Annotated in this window: 1 protein-coding gene (running past one end of the window); it reads left to right on the top strand. The window is 75.4% G+C overall.

Annotated elements, in window-relative coordinates; translation table 11 throughout:
- Positions 1-23196, top strand: partial view of a type I polyketide synthase gene (locus SCWH03_RS03090; RefSeq protein ID WP_173261463.1) — the 3' portion only. The gene continues 4002 nt to the left of window position 1, outside the view; only the last 23196 of its 27198 coding nucleotides appear in the window; the start codon falls outside the window, past its left edge; it ends in the stop codon at positions 23194-23196.

Here is a 23196-nt window from a genome sequence, read left to right as displayed (position 1 = left end):
GAATGGGGCGACAAGGTCCTGATCACCGGCGGTACCGGCGGCCTCGGCAGGCTGATCGCCGCGCACCTCGTCACCGCGCACGGCGTCGGCGAACTGCTGCTGGTCAGCCGCACCGGCACGGCCGACGTCTCCGAGCTGCGGGCGCTGGGAGCGGAGGTGACGGTCGCCGCATGCGATGTCGCCGACCGCGCGGCACTGGCGGAACTGCTGCGCACCCACCGCGTCAGCGCGGTCGTCCACGCGGCCGGGGTCCTCGACGACGGCGTGCTGTCCTCCCTCACCCCCGAACGGCTCCACCCCGTACTGCGCCCCAAGGTCGACGCGGCGTGGCACCTGCACGAACTCACCCGGGACCTGGACCTGAGGGCCTTCGTGCTGTTCTCGTCCCTCGCCGGCACCTGGGGCACCCCCGGCCAGGCCAACTACGCGGCGGGCAACCACTTCCTCGACGCGCTCGCCGAGTACCGCCGGGCACAGGGCCTGCCGGCGGTGTCGCTCGCCTGGGGGGCGTGGGCCGAGGCCGGCATGCTCGCGGGCACCGGCACCGGCACCGGCACCGGCACCGAGCGAGCGGCCCGTACGGGCATGCCGCCGCTCACCGCCGAGCAGGGACTGCGGCTGTTCGACGCCGCGACAGCCGTCCGCCACGCCACCGTCGTACCCGCCCGTCTCGACCTCGCGGCGCTGCGCCGAAGCGGCGAGGTCCCGCCGCTGCTGCGCGGCCTGATCCGCACCCGCGTCCGGCGCGCCGCCACCGGCTCGCAGACCGCGGGCGCCCTCGTCCGGCGCCTTGCCGCACTGCCCGCGGACGAGCGCGACGACGCCCTGCGCGACCTGGTGCGCAGCCAGGCCGCCGCGGTCCTCGGACACGCCTCGGGCGCCGAGATCGAGCCGTCGCGGCAGTTCCAGGACCTCGGCTTCGACTCGCTCACCGCGGTGGAACTGCGCAACCGGCTCACCGCAGCGACCGGTCTGCGGCTGCCCGCCACGATGGTGTTCGACTACCCGACCCCCGCAGCACTCGCCGGCCACCTGCGGGAAGACCTCTTCGGCGACGCGGCCGACGCCCTCGCGCCCGCCGCCCCGGCCGGGCCTTCCGACGACCCGATCGTCATCGTCGGCATGGGCTGCCGCTACCCCGACGGCATCGGTTCTCCGGACGACCTGTGGCGGCTGGTGTCCGAGGGCGGCGATGCCGTCACCGGCCTGCCCGCCAACCGGGGCTGGGATCTGGAGAACCTGTACCACCCCGACCCCGAGCACCCCGGCACGACCTACTCCCGTTCCGGTGGATTCCTGCACGACGCCGGAGAGTTCGACGCCGGATTCTTCGGCATGTCGCCCCGCGAGGCCCTGGGCACCGACTCGCAGCAGCGCATCCTGCTCGAGGTCGCCTGGGAGGCCGTCGAGAACGCCGGCATCGCCCCGACCTCGCTGCGGGGCAGCCAGACCGGCGTCTTCGCCGGCGTCATGTACAACGACTACGGCGCCCGGCTCGGGGGCGGCGACTTCGAGGGCTTCCAGGGCGCCGGGACCTCGCCGTCCATCGTGTCCGGCCGGGTCTCCTACACCCTCGGTCTCGAAGGGCCCGCCGTCACCGTCGACACGGCGTGCTCCTCGTCGCTGGTGGCCATGCACTGGGCGATGCAGGCGCTGCGCGCCGGCGAGTGCTCCCTCGCGCTGGCCGGCGGTGTCACCGTCATGTCCACCCCGACGGCCCTGATCGAGTTCTCCCGGCAGCGCGGCCTGTCCCCCGACGGGCGGTGCAAGGCGTTCTCCGACTCCGCCGACGGTGTCGGCTGGTCCGAGGGCGCCGGCGTGGTCGTGCTGGAACGCATGTCGGACGCCGTGCGCAACGGCCACCGCGTCCTCGCGGTCGTCCGCGGCTCGGCCGTCAACCAGGACGGTGCGTCGAACGGCCTCATGGCGCCCAACGGCCCGGCCCAGCAGCGGGTGATACGGGCGGCCCTCGCCTCCGCCGGACTCACCGCGGACGCGGTGGACGCGGTCGAGGCCCACGGAACGGGCACCACGCTGGGCGACCCGATCGAGGCGCAGGCGCTGCTCGCCACCTACGGACGGGACCGCGACGAGGGCCGGCCGCTGCTGCTCGGCTCGGTGAAGTCCAACATGGGCCACACCCAGGCGGCGGCGGGCGTCGCCGGCGTCATCAAGATGGTCATGGCGATGCGGCACGGCGTGCTGCCCGAGTCCCTCCACATCACAGCGCCGTCCTCGCACGTCGACTGGTCCGAGGGAGCGGTCCGGCTGCTCACCGGCAGCACCGCGTGGCCGAGCACCGGCCGCCCGCGCCGGGCCGGCGTGTCGTCGTTCGGCATCAGCGGCACCAACGCCCACCTCATCCTCGAGGGCGTCGAGGCCGAGGAACCGCGCAGCGAGCCCCCGGGGCAGGTGCGCGGGCCCTTCGTCCTGTCCGCCCGCACCCGGCGCGCGCTCCGCGACCAGGCCGCCCGCCTGCGCTCCTTCGTGGCCGGCGAACCCTCCGCGGACCTCAACGACCTCGCCTACTCCCTGGCGACCACCCGCTCGGCGTTCGAGCAGCGGGCGGCCGTCGCCGCCGACGACCGGGACGCGCTGCTGCGGGCGCTGACGGCGCTGGCCACCGAAGACACCGACAGCGCGCTCGTCGAGGGCGAGGCCGCGCCGGGCCGGGTGGCCTTCCTGTTCTCCGGCCAGGGTACCCAGCGTCTCGGCATGGGCCGCGAACTCGCCGGCAGGCACCCGGTGTTCAGGCAGGCCCTGGACGAAGTGCTGCGGCATCTCGACGTCCGCGACGTCATGTGGGGCGAGGACCAGGACGCGCTGGACCGGACCGGAAACGCCCAGCTCGCCCTGTTCGCACTCGAGGTGGCGCTGTACCGGCTCGTCGAGTCCTGGGGCGTCGTGCCGGGAGCCCTCGCCGGGCATTCGATCGGTGAGGTCGCGGCGGCGCATGTGGCGGGGGTGCTGTCGCTGGAGGACGCGTGTGCGCTGGTGTCGGCGCGGGCGCGGCTGATGGAGGCGCTGCCCGGGGGCGGGGCGATGGTGGCGGTGGAGGCGTCGGAGGAGGAGGTGTCGCCGTATCTGGGGGGCGGGGTGTCCCTCGCGGCGGTGAACGGTCCGTCGTCGGTGGTGGTGTCCGGTGAAGAGGCCGCTGTGGCGGGGGCCGTGGAGCGGATCGCTGCGCGGTTCGGGGACCGTCGCAGCACGCGGCTGCGGGTCTCGCACGCCTTCCACTCGCCGCTGATGGAGCCGATGCTGGACGACTTCCGCGCCGCCCTCGCCGGGCTGTCGTTCCACCCGCCCGGGACCCCCCTGCTCACGACCGGCGATGTCACCGACCCCGAGTACTGGGTGCGCCAGGTGCGCGAGCCCGTGCGCTTCGCGGACAACGTCCAGGCGCTGCGCGACCGGGGCGTCACCACCTTCCTGGAGATCGGCCCAGAAGGCGCCCTTTCCGCACTCGTCGACGGGGCCCTCCCGCTGCTGCGCAAGGACCGCGGCGAGGAGGCGGCGGTCCGCACCGCACTCGGCCGGATGTTCACGTCCGGCGTGCGCATCGACTGGAGCACGTGGTTCACCGGCGCCCGCGAGACCGCGCTGCCCACGTACGCCTTCCAGCACGAGTACTACTGGCCACGGGGCGCCGCACCGCTGCCGGTCCTCGCCGAGGCAGGCGCCGGCCCGGCCGACGCCGCGCTGTGGGCCGCCGTCGAACGCGGTGACGCCCACGAACTCGCCGCACTGCTCGGGCTGGACGCCGACCAGCGGACCTCGCTGGACTCGCTGATCCCGGTGCTGTCCTCCTGGCGGCAGGGCAACCAGGACAAGTCCGTCCTCGACTCATGGCGCTACCGGGTGCTGTGGTCCCCCCTCAGGTCCGGCACCGCCCCGGTGCTCTCCGGCAGCGTGGCCCTGTTCACGACCGGCGCCACCGACCCGGAGCCCTATCGCGCCGCCCTCACCGCACACGGGGCGGACGTCACCGTGGTCGTCCTCGGCGATCCGGACGGTGCTGCCGGGTCCGACGGCGCCGGCGGTGGCGCGGCCCTCGGCGAGCTGCCCGACTGCGACCTGGCGGTGTCGCTGCTCGCGCTGGACGAGCGCCCGCACCCGGCGCTCACCGTCGGCCTCGCGCTCACCGTCGAACTCGTCAAACGCCTCGACGCGCCGCTGTGGACCGTCACCTCCGGGGCCGTCGCCGCCGGCCCGGGCGACGAGGTCAGCTCTCCCGCGCAGGCGGCCGTGTGGGGCTTCGGCCGGTGTGCCGCGCTTGAGTACCCGCGGACGTGGGCGGGCCTGGTCGACGTTCCGGGCAGCCCCGACGAGGGTGCCCTGCGCCGCCTGGCCGCCGTCCTCGCCGGTCTCGCCGGTCCCGACGAGGACCAGCTCGCCGTCCGCTCGAACGGGATCCTGGGCCGCCGCCTCGCCCGCAGGCCGGTCGACGCGCTCCCGGCCGACCTGCCCGCCGGCGGCACGGTGCTGATCACCGGTGGTACCGGGGGCCTCGGCGCCGCCACCGCCCGGTGGCTCGCCGGACGCGGTGCCGGGACGCTCGTCCTGACCAGCCGGCGCGGCCCCGACGCCCCGGGTGCCGACGGACTCAAGGCGGAACTCGAGGAACTCGGCCCCCGGGTGGAGATCGTCGCCTGCGATGTCGCCGACCGCGCCGCCCTCGAACGCGTCCTGGCCGGCATCGAGGACCTGACCGGCGTCGTCCACGCGGCCGGCACCGCCCAGCAGGCGCCACTGGAGCAGACCGGCCTGACGGCCTTCGCGGAGGTGCTGTCCGCCAAGGTGGCCGGCGCCCGCCACCTCGACGAACTGGTCGGCGACGTCGACTTCTTCGTCCTGTTCGGTTCGATCGCCGGCGTGTGGGGCAGTGGCGGCCAGGCCGCCTACGGCGCCGCGAACGCGTACGGCGACGCCCTCGCGGAGCACCGCCGGGCCCGCGGACGTGCGGCGACGTCGATCGCCTGGGGCCCGTGGGCCGAGGTCGGGATGGCGACCCACGAGGCGATGTCGCAGCGCCTGACGCGCCGCGGTCTGACCCTCCTGCCGCCCGAGCGCGCGATCAGCGAGCTCAACCGTGCGCTCGTGCACGGTGACACCCAGGTCACCGTCGCCGACGTGGCCTGGGAGAACTACTTCCCCGTCTTCACGTCCGTGCGGCCGAGCCCGCTGCTCGCCGACCTGCCCGAGGTGAAGGCGCTCACCGCGGCCGTCGAGGCGCCGCGTGACGACTCCGACTTCGTACGCGGGCTGCGCGGTCTCGCGGAGGACGACCGGCGGCGCCGCGTCGTCGACCTGGTCCGGGCCCGGGCCGCGGCGACGCTGGGCCACAGCTGCGCCGACGAGGTGGGCGAGCACCGGGCGTTCCGCGACATCGGCTTCGACTCGCTCACCGCGGTGGAACTGCGCAAGAGGCTCTCCGAGGCCACCGGTCTCACCCTGCCCGCCACACTGGTGTTCGACTACCCCACGCCGGCCGTGCTCGCGGACCACCTGCTGGGCGAACTGCTCGGCGCCACCGGCGAGGAGGCGGTCTGGACCGCCCAGCGCGACGGTTCCGACGAACCGATCGCGATCATCGGCATGTCGTGCCGCTTCCCCGGAGGCTCGGACACCCCGGAGAAATTCTGGGAGATGGTGCTCGCGGGCACCGACGCGGTCACCGAGTTCCCCGGCGACCGCGGCTTCGACCTGGACCGGCTGTACGACCCGGACCCCGACCGGCCCGGCACCACGTACACCACCGCCGGCGGCTACCTCCCCGATGCCGGCGACTTCGACCCGGCGTTCTTCGGGATCTCGCCGCGCGAGGCCACCGGCATGGACCCGCAGCAGCGGCTGCTCCTGGAGACCACCTGGGAGGCGGTGGAACGGGCCGGGGTCGACCCCGCCACGCTGCGCGGCGGCCGCGTCGGCGCGTTCATCGGATCGAGCTACATCGAGTACGGAGGTGGTGACGGCGGCGGCAGCGAAGGCTACGCGGTCACCGGCAGCAGCCCGTCGGTGCTCTCGGGCCGGGTGTCCTATGTGTTCGGGTTCGAGGGACCGGCGGTCACCGTCGACACCGCCTGCTCGTCGTCGCTGGTCGCGATGCACCTGGCGTGCCAGTCGCTGCGGTCCGGGGAGAGCACGTACGCCGTCGCCGGCGGCGCCACCGTGATGCCCAACCCGAAGCCGCTCATCGCGTTCTCCCGGCAGCGCGCCCTGGCGAAGGACGGCCGCTGCAAGTCGTTCGACGACTCCGCCGACGGCTTCACCCTGTCCGAGGGCATCGGCATGCTGTTCCTCGCGAAGCTGTCCGACGCCCGCCGCGACGGACTTCCGGTGCTTGCGGTCGTCCGCGGCTCGGCCGTCAACCAGGACGGGGCCTCCAACGGCCTGTCGGCGCCCAACGGCCCCTCGCAGCAGCGCGTCATCATGCAGGCCCTCGCCAACGCCGAGCTGCGGCCGGCCGAGGTGGACGCCCTGGACGCGCACGGCACCGGCACCGCGCTCGGCGACCCGATCGAGGCGCAGGCGCTGCTCGCCACCTACGGACGGGACCGCGACGAGGACCGGCCGCTGCTGCTCGGCTCGGTGAAGTCCAACATCGGCCACACGCAGTCGGCGGCCGGGGTGGCCTCGGTGATCAAAATGGTCATGGCGCTGCGCCACGGGGTGCTGCCGCGGACCCTGCACCTGGACACCCCGTCCACGCACGTCGACTGGGGCTCCGGCGCGCTGTCGCTCCTGACGGAGCCGACGCCGTGGCCGCACACCGGCCGGGCGGCGCGCGCCGGCGTGTCGTCGTTCGGCATCAGCGGCACCAACGCCCATCTGATCCTGGAGGAGGCGCCGGCCGAGGACGCCCCGGTCGGGCAGCACCCGGACGCGACCGGACGGCCGGACACCGGGCACGGAACGGACGGAGCCGGACGGCCGGACGCCGAGCGAGCCCCGGCGCCCCGCGCCGCGACCGCCGCGCCGTGGATCGTCTCCGCGAAGTCCGACGCCGCCCTGCGCGCCCAGGTGGCACGGCTGAGCGAGGCGCCGGGCAGCTCGCACGACATCGGGTTCACGCTCGCCCACCGGTCCGCCTTCGACCATCGGGCGGTGCTGCTCGACGGCGTGGAGATCGCCCGCGGCGTCGCCGACCTGGAACGCAAGGTCACGTTCGTCTTCCCCGGCCAGGGCACCCAGTGGGTCGGCATGGGGGCCAGGCTGCTCGACGAGTCGCCGGCCTTCGCCGCCCGGCTCGCCGAGTGCGCCGCCGCGCTGGAGCCCTTCACCGACTGGTCGCTGCTCGACGTCATCCGCGGCGGAGGAGCGCTGGACCGGGTGGACGTCGTCCAGCCCGCCTCCTGGGCGATGATGGTGTCGCTCGCCGAGGTGTGGAAGGCGTACGGCGTCACCCCCGACGCCGTGATCGGCCACTCCCAGGGCGAGATCGCCGCCGCCGCGGTGTCCGGGGCGCTGTCCCTTGAGGACGCCGCCCGGGTGGTCGCACTGCGCAGCCGGGCCATCGGCCGCACCATGTCCGGAGCCGGCGGCATCGTGTCCGTCGCCCTGCCCGCCGGCGAGATCCGGCCGCGCCTCGCCGAGTGGGGCGAGCGGCTCTCCCTGGCCGCCACCAACGGCCCCCGCTCGACGGCCGTCTCCGGCGACCGCGAGGCCCTGGACGCCCTGTGCGGGGCGCTCACCGAGGAAGGCGTCCGGGTGCGGCGCATCGAGGTCGACTACGCCTCGCACTCCCCGCAGGTCGAGGCCCTGCGCGAGGAGTTGCTCCGGGAACTCGCGCCGGTCCGTCCCCGGGAACCGGTGATCCCGTTCCTGTCGACCGCCACCGGCGAGTGGCACCAGGCCACCGCCGATGCCGAGTACTGGTACACCAACCTGCGCCGCACGGTCCGCCTCGCGGAGGCCGTGGACTCGCTCATCGCGGCGGGACACGAGGCGTTCATCGAGGTCAGCCCCCACCCGGTGCTCACGCCGGGAGTGCAGGACGCCGTGTCCGACGCGGGCCGGCGCGCGGTCGTCACCGGCACGCTGCGCCGGGACGACGGCGGTGCGGCCCGGGTGCTCGCCTCCGTCGCCGAGGTATGGGTGCGCGGCATCCCGGTGAAGTGGAAGGAGCAGTTCACCGGCGCGCGCCGCGTCGACCTGCCGACGTATCCCTTCCAGCACGAGCGGTACTGGACCGGCCCCGCCGTGCCGCCGCAGCCGGCCGGCACCTGGGACCCGGCGGACGCCGCGTTCTGGGCGGCGGTCGAGGAATCGGACCTCGCCACGCTCACCCGGTCGCTGCACCTCGACGAGGAGACCCTCACCGCCGTCCTGCCGGCACTCAGCACCTGGCGTCAGGCCGGCCGCGACCGCTCCACCACGGACGCCTGGCGCTACCGGGCGGCGTGGAAGCCGCTCCGCGGCCTGGACGGCGGCCGGCTCGCCGGCACCTGGCTGGTCGTCGCCGCCCAGGGCGCCCCGGGCGCCGACGACCGGCCGGGCGCTGGCATCACCGACGTGACCGACGCGCTCACGGCCGGGGGCGCCGAGCTTCGCCTGCTGACGCTCGGCGAGGAGGACGCGGACCGCGCGGCGCTCGCCCGGCGGCTCACCGCGGAGGAACCCGGCGACCTCGCCGGCGTCGTCTCGCTGCTGCCCGCGGCCGAGCGGCCGACCGCGCTCGGGCCGCCGCTCGGCCTGCTCCTGACCGTCGCACTGATCAACGCCCTCGGCGACGCGGGTATCACCGCCCCCGTCTGGAACCTCACCCGCGGCGCCGTGTCCACCGGCCGCTTTGACACCGTCACCCACCCCGCCCAGGCTCTTGCCCTGGGCGTCGGCTGGACCGCCGCGCTGGAACACCCGCAGCGCTGGGGCGGGTCCATCGACCTGCCGGACGACCTCGACGTGCGCGCCGGGCGGCGCCTGGTCGCCTCGCTCACCGGCGCAGGGCGGGAGGACCAGCTGGCGATCCGCGCGTCGGGCACGCTGGCCCGCCGGATCGTGCGCGCCCCCGCCCGCCCGGACAGGCCGCACGGGTGGACACCGCGCGGCACGACGATCATCACCGGCGGTACCGGCACACTCGGCCCGCATGTGGCGCGCTGGTTCGCCCACCGGGGCGCCGAGCACCTGGTGCTCACCAGCCGCAGCGGGCCCGACGCGCCCGGCGCCCGTGAACTGGCGGCCGAACTCGCCGAGATCGGCACCCCCACCACGGTCGTGGCCTGCGACATAGCCGACCGTGACGCGGTGGCCGGGATGCTCGGCGGCCTGCGGGCGGACGGACACGACATCCGCTCGGTGGTCCACACCGCCGCCGTCATCGGCCTGCACCCGATCGACGGGGCCACACCGCAGGCGCTGGCCGAGCTCCTCGCGGCCAAGGTGGACGGAGCCCGCCACCTCGACGAACTGCTGACCGAGGACCTGGACGCGTTCGTGCTGTTCTCCTCGGTCTCGGGCATGTGGGGCAGCGGCGACCACGCCGCATACGTCGCAGGGAACGCCTACCTCAACGCCCTTGCCGCCCACCGTCGCTCGCGGGGGCTGCGCTGCACCGCCGTGTCGTGGGGCATCTGGTCCGACGACCTCGGGCTCGGCCGGGTCGACACCGAGCAGATCCGGCGCAGCGGCCTGGAGTTCATGCCGGCCCGCCTCGCGCTCGCCTCGCTGGAGCGGGCGATCGAGGACGACGAGACCGAGCTGGCCATCGCCGACGTCGTGTGGGACCGCTACCACCCCGTGTTCACGGCGGCCCGGCCCACCGCCCTGTTCGACGAACTGCCCGAGGTGCGGGCGCTCACCGAGGCGGCCGCGGCGACCGCCGCGGCCGCGCAGTCCGGCGGGTTCGCCGCCAGGCTGCGGGCCCTGCCGGCCGCAGAGCGCAAGCGGACGCTGCTGGAGCTGGTACGCACCGAGGCCGCGGGCGTGCTCGGCCTGGCCGGCCCGGACGCGCTCCCCGAGCACCGGGCGTTCCGCGAGGCCGGCTTCGACTCGATCACCGCCGTGGACCTGCGCAACAAGCTCGCCGCAGCGACCGGCCTGACCCTGCCCACCACGATGGTCTTCGACCATCCGAGCCCGCTCGCGCTCGCCGGGTTCCTGCTCGCGGAGATCACCGGCTCCGACACGGAGGTCCCGCGGCCGGCCGTCGCGGCGGCGGCGTCCGACGAGCCCATCGCCATCATCGGCATGGCCTGCCGCTACCCCGGCGGCGTCGGCTCGCCCGAGGACCTGTGGCGCGTCGTCCTCGACGGCGTGGACGCGATCTCCGGCTTCCCCACCGACCGGGGATGGGACGCCTCGGCGCTCTACGACCCCGACCCCGACGCCCCCGGCGGCGCCTACTCCGTCCAGGGCGGTTTCCTGCACGACGTCGCCGAGTTCGACCCCGGCTTCTTCGGCATCTCGCCCCGCGAGGCCCTCGCCATGGACCCCCAGCAGCGGCTGCTCCTGGAAACCGCCTGGGAGGCGGTCGAACGCGCCGGCATCGACCCGCACGCCCTGCGGGGGAGCCGCACCGGTGCCTTCGTCGGCGCCAGCTACCAGGACTACTCCACCGGCGGCGCCGGCGGGGCCGCCGGCGACGAGGGGCACATGATCACCGGCACGCTCCCCAGCGTGCTGTCCGGCCGGGTGTCGTACCTCTTCGGCCTGGAGGGCCCCGCCGTCACCCTCGACACCGCCTGCTCGTCCTCCCTGGTCGCGATGCACCTGGCGTGCCAGTCGCTGCGCGAAGGGGAGAGCGCCCTCGCCCTCGCCGGCGGCGTCAGCGTCATGGCGACCCCGGGCGCCTTCGTCGGCTTCAGCCGGCAACGGGCCCTCGCCAAGGACGGCCGCTGCAAGGCCTACTCCGACGCGGCCGACGGCATGACCCTCGCCGAGGGCGTCGGCCTGGTGCTGATGGAGCGGCTGTCGGACGCGGTGGCCAAGGGCCACCCGGTCCTCGCGGTCGTCCGGGGCTCGGCCGTCAACCAGGACGGCGCCTCCAACGGGCTCACCGCGCCCAACGGCCCCTCCCAGCAGCGCGTCATCCGCCAGGCGCTGGCGAACGCCCGCCTCGAACCGGCCGACGTGGACGCCATCGAGGGCCACGGCACCGGCACGGACCTCGGCGACCCCATCGAGGCGCAGGCGCTGCTCGCCACCTACGGTCAGGACCGCGACGGGGGCCGGCCGCTGCTGCTCGGCTCGGTGAAGACCAATATCGGCCACACCCAGATGGCCTCCGGCGTCGCCTCCGTCATCAAGATGGTGCAGGCGCTCCAGACCGGTGTCCTGCCCCGCACGCTGCACGCCGACCGCCCGTCCACGAAGGTGGACTGGTCCTCCGGGGCGGTCGAACTGCTCACCGAGCAGCGGCCGTGGCCCGAGACCGGCCGGACCCGCAGGGGCGCGGTGTCGTCCTTCGGGCTCAGCGGCACCAATGTGCACATGCTCCTGGAGCAGGCACCCCCCGCCGGGCGGCCGGCTCCGGAGCCCCCCGAGAGGCTGGTCCCGGTGCTCGTGTCGGCGCGTGGCGACGAGGCGCTGCGCCGGCAGGCGGCACGGCTGCTGGAACGGGACACGCAACTGGTGGACCTCGCCGGATCCCTCGCCCGGCACCGCTCCACCTTCGAGCGGCGCGCCGTGATCGTGGCACACGACCGCGCCGAGTCGATACGCGGCCTGACCGCGCTCCGCGACGACCTGCCGGACGCCTGCCTGGTGCGCGGCACCGCCACGAGGGGCGGTACCGCTGTGCTGTTCACCGGGCAGGGCTCACAACGCCCGGGAATGGGCCGCGAGCTGTACGACGCCCATCCCGTGTTCGCCGACGCACTCGACGCCGTCTGCGTCCACCTCGACGCCGGCCTCGACCGGCCGCTGCGCGAGGTGATGTGGGGCGAGGACCAGGACGCGCTGGACCGCACCGGGTACGCCCAGCCCGCGGTCTTCGCACTCGAGGTGGCGCTGTACCGGCTCGTCGAGTCCTGGGGCGTGACGGCGGATCATCTCGCCGGGCATTCGATCGGTGAGGTTGCGGCGGCGCATGTGGCGGGGGTGCTGTCGCTGGAGGACGCGTGTGTGCTGGTGTCGGCGCGGGCGCGGCTGATGGAGGTGCTGCCGGGGGGCGGGGCGATGGTGGCGCTGGAGGCGTCGGAGGAGGAGGTGTCGCCGTATCTGGGGGGCGGGGTGTCCCTCGCGGCGGTGAACGGTCCGTCGTCGGTGGTGGTGTCCGGTGAAGAGGCCGCTGTGGCGGGGGCCGTGGAGCGGATCGCTGCGCGGTTCGGGGACCGTCGCAGCACGCGGCTGCGGGTCTCGCACGCCTTCCACTCGCCGCTGATGGAGCCGATGCTGGACGACTTCCGCGCCGCCGTCGCGGACCTGGCCTTCGCCGCGCCCGCCATCCCCCTGGCCGCCGGCGGGGACGTCACCGACCCCGAGTACTGGGTGCGCCAGGTGCGCGAGGCGGTGCGATTCGCCGACGCGGTGCGGCACCTGGAGAGCCGCGGCGTGCGGACGTACCTGGAACTCGGGCCCGACGGCGTGCTGTGCGGCATGGCGGCGGAGAGCCTGACCGAGGAAGCGGTGCTGGTCCCGGCGCTGCGCCGGGAGCGGCCCGAGGCCGCGACCCTGCTCAGGGCGCTGGCGAGCGCTCATGTGCGCGGCACCTTCGTCGACTGGCGGGCGTACTTCGACGGGGCCGGAGACCGCCGTGTCGACCTGCCGACGTACCCGTTCCAGCACCGGCGGTACTGGCCGGAGCCCGTCGCACCGCAGCCGGGGAACACCGCGGGCGACGGGGTCGACGACGCGTTCTGGGAGGCCGTCGAGCGCGAGGACTTCGCCGCGCTCGCCGAATGGCGCACGCGCCGGCTCCGCTCCACCGTCGACTCCTGGCGCTACGGCGTCACCTGGAAGCCGCTGACCGCGACCGGCACGACGGCCGGGCGGTGGCTGGTGCTGACCACCGCCCGGGTCGCCGCCGGCCTCGCGGACGGCATCGCGGCCGCGCTCGGCAGCGGCACGGAGCAACTCGAGACGGAACGGCTCGAAGCCGGCGCGGACCGGGCCGCCCTCGCCGCCCGGCTCGACGGCCGCTCCTATGCCGGCGTGCTGTCACTGCTGGCGCTCGACGCCGACGCCGACGCAGGCACCGAAGCCGGCACCGGGACCGCGCTCGCCCGCACCGCCCTCGTCCTGCAGGCGCTCGGCGACGCGGGCATCGACGCCCCCCTGTGGGTCGCCACCAGCGGCGCCGTGGCGGTCGGCGGCTCCGAGACGCTCGACCGGCCGGGACAGGCCGCCGTGTGGGGGCTGGGCCGGGTCGCCGCCCTGGAGCACCCCGCCCGCTGGGGCGGCCTGGTCGACCTGCCGGAGCACCCGGACCGGCACACCCTGCACCGGCTCGCCGGCATCCTCGCCCAGCGCGCCGAGGACCAGGTCGCGGTGCGCCGCTGCGGCGTCTACGCCCGCCGCCTCACCCACCGGGCCCTCCCCGCCGCCGCACGCGACTTCCGCCCCGGCACCGCCCTGGTCACCGGAGGCACCGGCGCGATCGGCGCCCACGTCGCCCGGTGGCTCGCCGGACGCGGTGCCGGGACGCTCGTCCTGACCAGCCGGCGCGGCCCCGACGCCCCGGGTGCCGCAGGACTCAAGGCGGAACTCGAGGAACTCGGCCCCCGGGTGGAGATCGTCGCCTGCGACGTCGCCGACCGCGCCGCCCTCGCCGCGCTGCTCGCCGAGCACCCGGTCACCTCGGTGTTCCACACCGCCGGTGTGGTGGACGACCGGCTCATCGAGTCCATGGCACCGGACGCCTTCGCGAGCGTGCTGCGAGCCAAGGAGACCGCCACCCGCAACCTGCACGAACTCACCCACGGCCTGGACGCGTTCGTCCTGTTCTCCTCCACCGCCGGCGCCATCGGCGCCGCAGGACAGGGCAACTACGCGGCGGCGAACGCGTTCCTCGACGCCTTCGCCGAATACCGGCGCGGGCAGGGCCTCGCGGCCACCTCCATCGCGTGGGGCCCCTGGGCCGACGCCGGCATGGCCACCGGTGCGGGCGTCGCCGAGCGGCTGCGGCGCGGCGGACTCGCGCCGATGGCGCCCGACCTGGCGCTGTCCGCACTGGGCCGGGCCGTCGAGCACGGCGATGTCTCGGTGACGGTCGCCGACATCGACTGGCAGCGGTATCTGCCCGCGCTCACCGGCCTGCGCCCCGCGCCGCTGGTCGACGACCTGCCCGGCGTCAGGCGCCTGCGCGCCACCGGGGGGGCCGCCGCGGCGGAGCAGCCGCAGGGCCCCGGCCGGCTCGCGGCACTGCCCGCACCGGAACGCGCCCGTGCGGTGCTCGACCTGGTGCGCGGCCAGATCGCCGCCGTCCTCGGGCACACGGACCCCGCCGATGTCGACGCCGACCGGGCCTTCCTGCATCTGGGCTTCGACTCGCTGACCTCGCTGGAGCTGCGCAACCGCCTCCAGGCGGCCCTGCGGCTGCCGCTGCCCGCCTCGCTCCTCTACGACTACCCGACGCCGGCGGAACTCGCCGGGCACCTGCTCGCCGAGGCACTGGGCGGGACCGGCACCGCGGCACCCGCCGAGGCGCCCCGGCCGGTCGGCGACGACCCGATCGCCATCGTCGGCATCGGCTGCCGCTTCCCCGGCGGCGTCGGCTCGCCGGAGGAGATGTGGCAGCTGCTGGCCGACGGGCGGGACGGCGTCGGCGCGTTCCCCGCCGACCGGGGCTGGGACCTCGACGCACTCGGCGCGGGCGCCTCCGCCGCGCTGGAGGCCGGATTCCTCGACGCGGTGGCCGACTTCGACGCCGGCTTCTTCGGGATCTCGCCCCGCGAGGCGCTGTCCATGGACCCCCAGCAGCGGCTGGTGCTGGAGACCGCCTGGGAGGCCCTGGAACGCGCGGGCATCGACCCGTCGCGGCTGCGTGGCAGCCGCACCGGCGTCTTCATCGGCACCAACGGCCAGGACTACGAGAACGTGCTGCGCAGGGCCACCGCGGACACCGTCGCCGAGATCCAGGGCTACCTGGCGACCGGCAACACCGCTTCGGTGATGTCCGGCAGGCTGTCCTACGTACTCGGTCTCGAGGGACCGGCGGTCACCGTCGACACCGCCTGCTCCTCCTCCCTGGTGGCCCTGCACTGGGCCGCCAGGGCGCTGCGCGGCGGCGAGTGCACGATGGCCCTCGCCGGCGGTGTGTCGGTCATGTCGAGCCCCGACTCGTTCGTGGAGTTCACCACCCAGGGCGGCCTCGCCCCCGACGGCCGCTGCAAGGCGTTCGCCGAGGCGGCCGACGGCACCGCGTGGTCCGAGGGCGCCGGCGTGCTGGTGCTCGAGCGGCTGTCCGACGCGGTGGCGAACGGGCACGACGTCCTCGCCGTCGTCCGCGGATCGGCCGTCAACCAGGACGGCGCGTCCAACGGCCTCACCGCGCCGAACGGTCCTGCGCAGCAGCGGGTGATCCGGCAGGCGCTGGCGGACGCCGGGCTCACGCCCTCGGACGTCGACGCGGTGGAGGCACACGGCACCGGCACGACGCTCGGCGACCCGATCGAGGCACAGGCCCTGCTGTCCGCGTTCGGCGGCGCCGACCGGCCGGCGCCGCTCTACCTGGGCTCGGTCAAGTCGAACATCGGCCATGCACAGGCCGCCGCGGGTGTGGCCGGTGTCATCAAGATGGTGCTCGCGATGCGGCACGGCGTACTGCCCAGGACGCTGCACGTCGACGCGCCCACCCCGCACGTCGACTGGTCCTCGGGCACGCTGTCGCTGCTCGGGGAGGCCGTCGGCTGGCCGCGGACGGGGCACCCGCGCCGGTCCGGCGTCTCCGCGTTCGGCCTCAGCGGCACCAACGCCCACATCGTCCTGGAGGAGGGACCCGCCGGCACGTCCCCGTCCCCGGCTGCCTCCCCGGCCGTCCCCGGCCGCGCCGCGAGCGCCCCGTGGCTGGTCTCCGCGAGGTCCGAACGCGCCCTGCGCGCGCAGATCGACCGGATCGGCGCCGTCCAGGGCGACCCTCTGGACATCGCCCACTCCCTGGCCACCACCCGGACCGCGTTCGAGCACCGCGCCCTGCTGGTCGACGGCGCCGAGATCGCCACCGGCACCGTCCGCAGGGCCGGCGCCACGGCGCTGCTGTTCTCGGGGCAGGGTGGGCAGTGGACCGGGATGGGGCGGGAGTTGTACGGGCGGTTCCCGGTGTTCGCGGAGGCGCTCGACGAGGTGCTGGCCCGGCTTGAGCCGGGGTTGCGTGAGGTGATGTGGGGGGACGACCAGCAGGCGCTGGACCGGACGGGTCGGGCGCAGCCCGCGTTGTTCGCGCTGCAGGTGGCGTTGTTCCGGTTGGTGCGGTGGCTGGGGGTGCGGCCCGACTTCGTGGCGGGGCATTCGGTGGGGGAGGTGGCGGCGGCGCATGTGGCGGGGGTGTTGTCGCTGGAGGATGCGTGTGTGCTGGTGTCGGCGCGGGCGCGGTTGATGGAGGCGCTGCCGGGGGGTGGGGCGATGGTGGCGGTGGAGGCGTCGGAGGAGGAGGTGCTGCCGTGTCTGTGCGAGGGGGTGTCGGTTGCTGCGGTGAACGGTCCGTCGTCGGTGGTGGTGTCCGGTGACGAGGCCGCTGTGGCGGGGGTGGTGGAGCGGATCGCCGGGCGGTTGGGGGAGCGCAGGGTGAAGTGGTTGCGGGTGTCGCATGCGTTCCATTCGCCGTTGATGGAGCCGATGCTGGACGACTTCCGTGCGGTGGTGGGCGGGTTGTCGTTCGGGGAGCCGGGGATTGCGGTGGTCGCCGCGGGTGAGATGGGCGATCCCGAGTACTGGGTGCGGCATGTACGCGAGACCGTCCGCTTCCACGACGGCGTCACCAGGCTCCGCGAGGCAGGCGCCACGGCATGGCTGGAGATCGGCCCCGACGGCGTACTCTCGGCACTCGTCGAGGACGCCGTGCCGGCGCTGCGCAAGGACCGCGACGAGCAGGCCGCCCTCGCCCTCGCCCTCGGCCGCCTGTTCCTGCGCGGCACCGGGATCGACTGGGACCGCTACTACGAGGGCACCGGCGCCCGCCGCGTGGACCTGCCGACGTACGCCTTCCAACGCGAGCGCTACTGGCCGCACACCCCCGACGGTGCGCAGCCTGCCGGCGGTGCCGGGGAAGACCGGCTGTACCACGTGACATGGGCGCCGGTGGCTGCCGGGACCGCCGCCCCGCGGGGGCGCTGGCTGGCGCTGGTGCCCGAGGACGACGCGTGGGCGGCCGAGGCGGTCGCCACGTTCGGCGGGGACGCCGAGGTGGCGCACGAGGTGTGCCCCGGCGACTACGACGGAGTGCTCTCCCTGCTGCCCACCGGCCCGGCCGAGCTGCTGGCGAAGCTGGGTGAGACCGGTGTCACGGCCCCGCTGTGGTGCGTCACCCCGGGCGCGGTCGCGGTCGGCGGCGAGCCGCAGCGAGCGCCCGCCCACGCCGCCGTCTGGGGCGAGGGACAGGTCGCCGCGCTGGAGCACCCCGAGCGCTGGGGCGGTCTGGTGGACCTCCCCGAGCCCACCGCCGGCTGGTTCGCGCGGGTACCCGACGGCGAGGACCAGGTCGCCGTCCGCGCTGACGGCGTCCACGCCCGGCGGGTGGCGCGTGCGAGCGCCACCGCGCCGTCCTGGACCCCGCGCGGCACGGTACTCGTGGTCGGCGCCGGCGGCACGATGGGACAGCATGTGGTGCGCTGGCTTCAGGAGGTGGGTGACGACGTCGCCGTGACCCACGACCCCGGCACCGCGGAGCAGGCCGACGCCGTCCTCTACGTCGGCGAGGACACCCCGCTCGACGTGCTGTACGACCTCGACGAACGGCTCGGTGACCGGGACCTCGACGCCTTCGTGGTCTTCGGCTCCGTCGCCGGGGTCTGGGGCGCCCGCGGACAGGGCCCGCAGGCCGCGCACGCCGCCGTCGCCGACGCGTTCGCCCGCGGCCGGCGTGCCCGAGGCCGCACCGCCCTGTGTGTGGCGTGGGGGCCGTGGGCCGACGCAACCGACCCGGGCATGGCCGCGCACCTGCGGCTGAGCGGCATGCCGCCGATACCGGCCCGGCAGGCGCTGTCGGCGCTGGGGCGCGCGGTCGGCGCGGACCGTGCCACGGCAGCCGCGGACCGCGGCGCACGTGCCGCGGACCGCGCCACGGTCGCCGTGGTGGACGTCCGCTGGGAGACGTTCGCGCCCGCGTTCGGCCCGAGCACCCTCTTCGCCGACCTGCCCGAGGCGCGCAACGGGGCCCGCACCGATGCCCGCCACGGGGCCGGCGAGCCCGATGCCGTCCTGGCCCGGCGGCTGCTCGAGCTGCCGGAGTACGAGCGGCACGGCGAGGTGCTCGCACTCGTACGCGAGCGGGCGGCGGTGGTGCTCGGCCACCTCGGGGCCGGCGCCGTCGAGCCGGACGTGCCGTTCCGCGACCTCGGCTTCGACTCGCTGACCGCGCTGGACCTGCGCAACCAGATCGGCGCTGCGACCGGCCTGACCCTGCCCGCGACGCTGGTGTTCGACCACCCCACGCCCGGCGAACTCGCCGACCACCTGCTCGCGGAGGTGCTCGGCACGCAAGCGGACCCCGGGGCACCGACGGCCGCAACCCGGTCCGGGGCCGAGGACGAGCCCGTCGCCATCGTCGGCATGGGCTGCCGCTACCCCGGCGGCGTCAAGAGCCCCGAGGACCTCTGGCAGCTGCTCCTCGACGGCACGGACGCCACCGGCGACATGCCCGCGGACCGGGGCTGGGACCTGGCCGCACTGGTCGACGGGCAGAGCGTCACCCGACGCGGCGGCTTCCTCTACGACGTCGCCGACTTCGACCCGGACTTCTTCTCCATCTCGCCGCGCGAGGCCCTCGTCATGGACCCGCAGCAGCGCATCGTGCTGGAGACCGCCTGGGAGGCCCTGGAACGTGCGGGGGTCGACCCGGCCGCCCTGCGCGGCACCGACACCGGCGTGTTCGTCGGCGGCGGCAGCGGCGAGTACCGGCCCTCCCCCGAGGAGACCGGACTGGAGTGGCAGACCGCGCAGTCCGCCTCGCTGCTGTCCGGCCGCCTCGCCTACACGTTCGGCCTCCAGGGGCCCACGGCGTCCGTCGACACGGCGTGCTCCTCCTCCCTGGTGGCGCTGCACCTGGCCGCGCAGGCGCTGCGGTCGGGCGAGTGCTCCATGGCGCTCGCCGGGGGTGTGTGCGTGATGTCGACCCCGGTCGGGTTCATCGAGTTCAGCGCCCAGGGCGCGCTGTCCGAGGACGGCCGGTGCAAGGCGTTCTCCGACGACGCCGACGGCACCGGCTGGGCCGAGGGCGTGGGCATGCTCGTACTGGAGCGCCTGTCCGACGCCCGGCGCAACGGCCATGAGGTACTCGCCCTCGTACGGGGCAGCGCCATCAACTCCGACGGCGCCTCCAACGGCCTGACCGCGCCCAGCGGGCCGGCGCAGCAGCGGGTCATCCAGCACGCCCTCGCGGCGGCCGGGCTGCGGCCCGGCGACGTGGACGCGGTCGAGGCGCACGGCACCGGCACCCGGCTCGGCGACCCCATCGAGGCGCAGGCCCTGATCGCCGCCTACGGCCGGAACCGGTCGGAGCCGCTGCTGCTCGGAGCGGTCAAGTCCAACCTCGGACACACCCAGGCGGCCTCCGGCGTGGCCGGTGTGATCAAGATGGTGATGGCGATGCGGGCGGGCGAACTGCCCAGGACCCTGCACGCCGAGAAGCCGACCACGCACGTCGACTGGAGTGCCGGCACCGTCGCGCTGCTGTCGGAGCGGACGCCGTGGCCCGACACCGGCCGGGTCCGGCGCGCGGGCGTCTCGTCGTTCGGTGCCAGCGGAACCAACGCCCATGTGATCGTCGAGCACGTCGAGCACGTCGAACCCGAGCCCGCGCGGCCCGCGGAGCGCACCGGCGCGGTGCTGCCGGTGCTCGTCTCCGGCCGGACCCCCGCCGCGCTGCGCGACCAGGCCGCCCGCCTGCTGGCGACGGCGCTCACCGCGGACCCCGCCGACCTGGCCTACTCGACGGCGACCAGCCGTGCCGCCTTCGAACAGCGCGCGGTGGTCCTGGCCGGCGCCCCGGACGACGTCCTGACCGGCCTCACCGCGCTGGCGGAGGACGCCCGCGCGCCGCACGTCGTGGTGGACGAGGCCGCCCGGTCGGGCAAACTCGCCTTCCTGTTCGCCGGACAGGGCTCGCAGCGGCTCGCCATGGGCCGCGGGCTGCGGGAGCGGTTCCCGGTGTTCCGGGAGGCGCTGGACCGGGTGCTCGCGCTGCTGGACCCGGCCCTCGCGGGTGTGGTCGGCGGCGACGACGAGGAGGCGCTCGACCGGACCGGCAACGCGCAGCCCGCGCTGTTCGCGATCGAGGTCGCCCTCTACCGCCTCACCGAGTCCTGGGGCCTGAAGCCCGACTTCCTCGCCGGGCACTCGATCGGGGAGATCGCCGCCGCCCACGTCGCCGGAGTGCTCTCACTCGAGGACGCGTGCCGGCTCGTGTCGGCGCGGGCCGCGCTGATGCAGGCGCTCCCCGAGGGCGGCGCCATGGCCGCGGTGCAGGCACCGGAGGACGCCGTCCGGCCCCACCTCGCCGGCGGTGTCACCATCGCCGCGGTCAACGGGCCCGACTCGGTGGTCGTCGCCGGCCCGGGGGAGGCGGTCGACGCCGTCGTGGGCCGGTGGAAGCACCGCAGGCTGCGGGTGTCGCACGCCTTCCACTCGCCGCTGATGGACCCGATGCTCGACGAGTTCCGCACGGTCCTCTCCACTCTCGACTTCGCCGCGCCGAGCATCCCGGTCGTGGCCGCGGGAGACGTGAGCGACCCCGAGTACTGGGTGCGCCATGCGCGTGAGGCGGTGCGCTTCGCGGACCACCTGCGCACCCTCGCCGAGCGCGGCGTCACGGCGCTGCTCGAACTCGGCCCGGACGCCACTCTCTGCGGCCTGGCCCAGGACAACGCACCCGCAGTCGTGGCGGTCCCGCTGCTGCGCAAGAACCACGACGAGGAGACGACCGCCGTCACCGCGCTCGCCAGGCTCCACACCCGGGGCGTGCCCGTCGACTGGGCCGGCTTCTTCGGCGACGGCAACCGCATCGCGCTGCCCACCTACGCCTTCCAGCACCAGAGGTTCTGGCCGTCGTCCGCGACGGCGCCGAAACGCCCGGCCGCCGCCGCGGAACCCGGCAGCGACGACGCCGCCTTCTGGGCCGCGGTCGAGGGCGAGGACTTCGGCGCCCTCGAGCAGGTGCTCGACGTCGACCCGGACGCGCTGTCGCAGGTACTGCCCGCGCTGCTCGACTGGCGCAGACAGCGGGGCGACCTGGCGGTCGTCGACGGCTGGCGGCACCGGATCGACTGGAAGCCCCTGGACGCGGGCTCCGCCGTCCCGGCCGGGCGCTGGCTCGCCGTCATCCCGGACGGCGACGACGCCTGGGCGTCCCGGCTGTTCGAGGCGCTCGGCGCCGACGTGGTCACCGTCGCCTTCGGCACCCCCGACCGCGCCGTGATGGCGGGGGCCCTGGCGCCCCTGGGCACGGACTTCACCGGCGTGGTCTCCCTGCTCGGCCTGGCCGCGCCGGACCCCGGCGGCACACCGCGGGGCACCCTGCTCACGGCGGCGCTGGTCCAGGCGCTCGGTGACGCGGGCCTGACCGCACCCCTGTGGTGCGCCACCCGCGCCGCCATGGCCGTCAGCCCCGTCGAGGCACCCGGGGACGTGACCCAGTCGGCGGTCTGGGGTTTGGGCCGGGTGGCGGCGCTGGAGTACCCGGAGCGCTGGGGCGGCCTGATCGACCTGCCCGCCGAACTCGACGACCGCGTCGTGCGGGGCCTCGCCTGCGTGCTCGCGGGACTCGACGGCGAGAACCAGGTGGCCGTACGTGCGAGCGGGGTGTTCGGCCGAAGGCTCGTCCCGGCGCCCGCTCCCGTCCCGGCCCGTGTCTGGGAGCCGCGCGGCACCGTCCTGATCACGGGCGGCACCGGCGCGCTCGGCGGCCACGTCGCCCGCGCCCTCGCCGGGGCGGGCGCGACCCGTCTGCTTCTGCTCAGCCGGCGGGGCCTGGACGCGCCCGGTGCCCGGGAGCTGTGCGACGAGCTCCGCGATCTCGGGGCCGAGGCCGCCGTCGCCGCGTGCGACGCGGCCGACCGGGACGCCCTCGCGGCCGTCCTGGCCGAGGTGACCGACCTCACCGCCGTGGTCCACGCGGCGGGCGTCCTCGACGACGGCGTCCTCGACAAGATGACGCCCGAACGGTTCAGGGACGTCTTCCGCAGCAAGGCCGACTCCGCTCTTCTGCTGGACGAGCTGACCTCCGACCTCGACGCGTTCGTCCTGTTCTCGTCGGCCTCCTCCGCGGTCGGCAGTCCCGGGCAGGCCAACTACGCCGCCGCGAACGCCGTACTGGACGCGCTGGCCGAGCGGCGCCGGGCGCAGGGCCTGGCCGCGACCTCCATCGCCTGGGGCGCCTGGGGCGGTGCGGGCATGGCGGGCTCCGACGACGCCCTGGCCGGAGCCCGGCGGGCCGGTATCGCGGCGATGGACCCCGCGCTCGCCTGCACGGCGCTGCGCCAGCTCGCCGCGGAGGACGGGGCCACCGCGGTCGTCGCGGCCGTCGACAAGGGGCGCTTCTCCGGGGGCTACCAGCCCGACCCGCTGCTGCGCGAACTCGCCGGCCCCCGGGAGGCTGCGGCACCGCAGGCAACGCCCTCGGGCGCGCTGCGCGAACGGATCCTCGCCACGGCGCCCGCCGAGCGCCACGAGGTGCTGCTCGACCTGGTCGGCACCCAGGCCGCCGAGGTGCTGGGCCGGACCGGCACCGACGCGGTCCGCCCCGACCGCCCGTTCCGCGACCTCGGGTTCGACTCGCTCGCCGTGGTCGAACTCCGCAACCGGCTCAATGCCGCGACCGGCCTGAGCCTGGCGTCGACACTGGTCTTCGACCACCCCTCGCCCGCGGAGCTGGCCGCGCACGTCCTGGAACAGCTCGTACCCGAGGAAGCGGCCGGGGCCGACGGCGAAGAGACCGAGATCCGCGAACTCCTGGCCAAGGTGCCCCTCACCCGGCTGAGGGAGATCGGCGTGCTGGAACCGCTGCTGCACCTTGCCGGCAGGTCCTCGGCCGAGGAGTCCGGCTCGATCGACGACATGTCCGTCGACGACCTGGTGCGGGCGGCGCTCGAGGGCCAGTCCGACTGA

Source organism: Streptomyces pacificus (genome assembly GCF_011766325.1).
Classification (GTDB): Bacteria; Actinomycetota; Actinomycetes; order Streptomycetales; family Streptomycetaceae; genus Streptomyces; species Streptomyces pacificus.
This window is presented reverse-complemented; position numbering and strand designations above follow the sequence as displayed.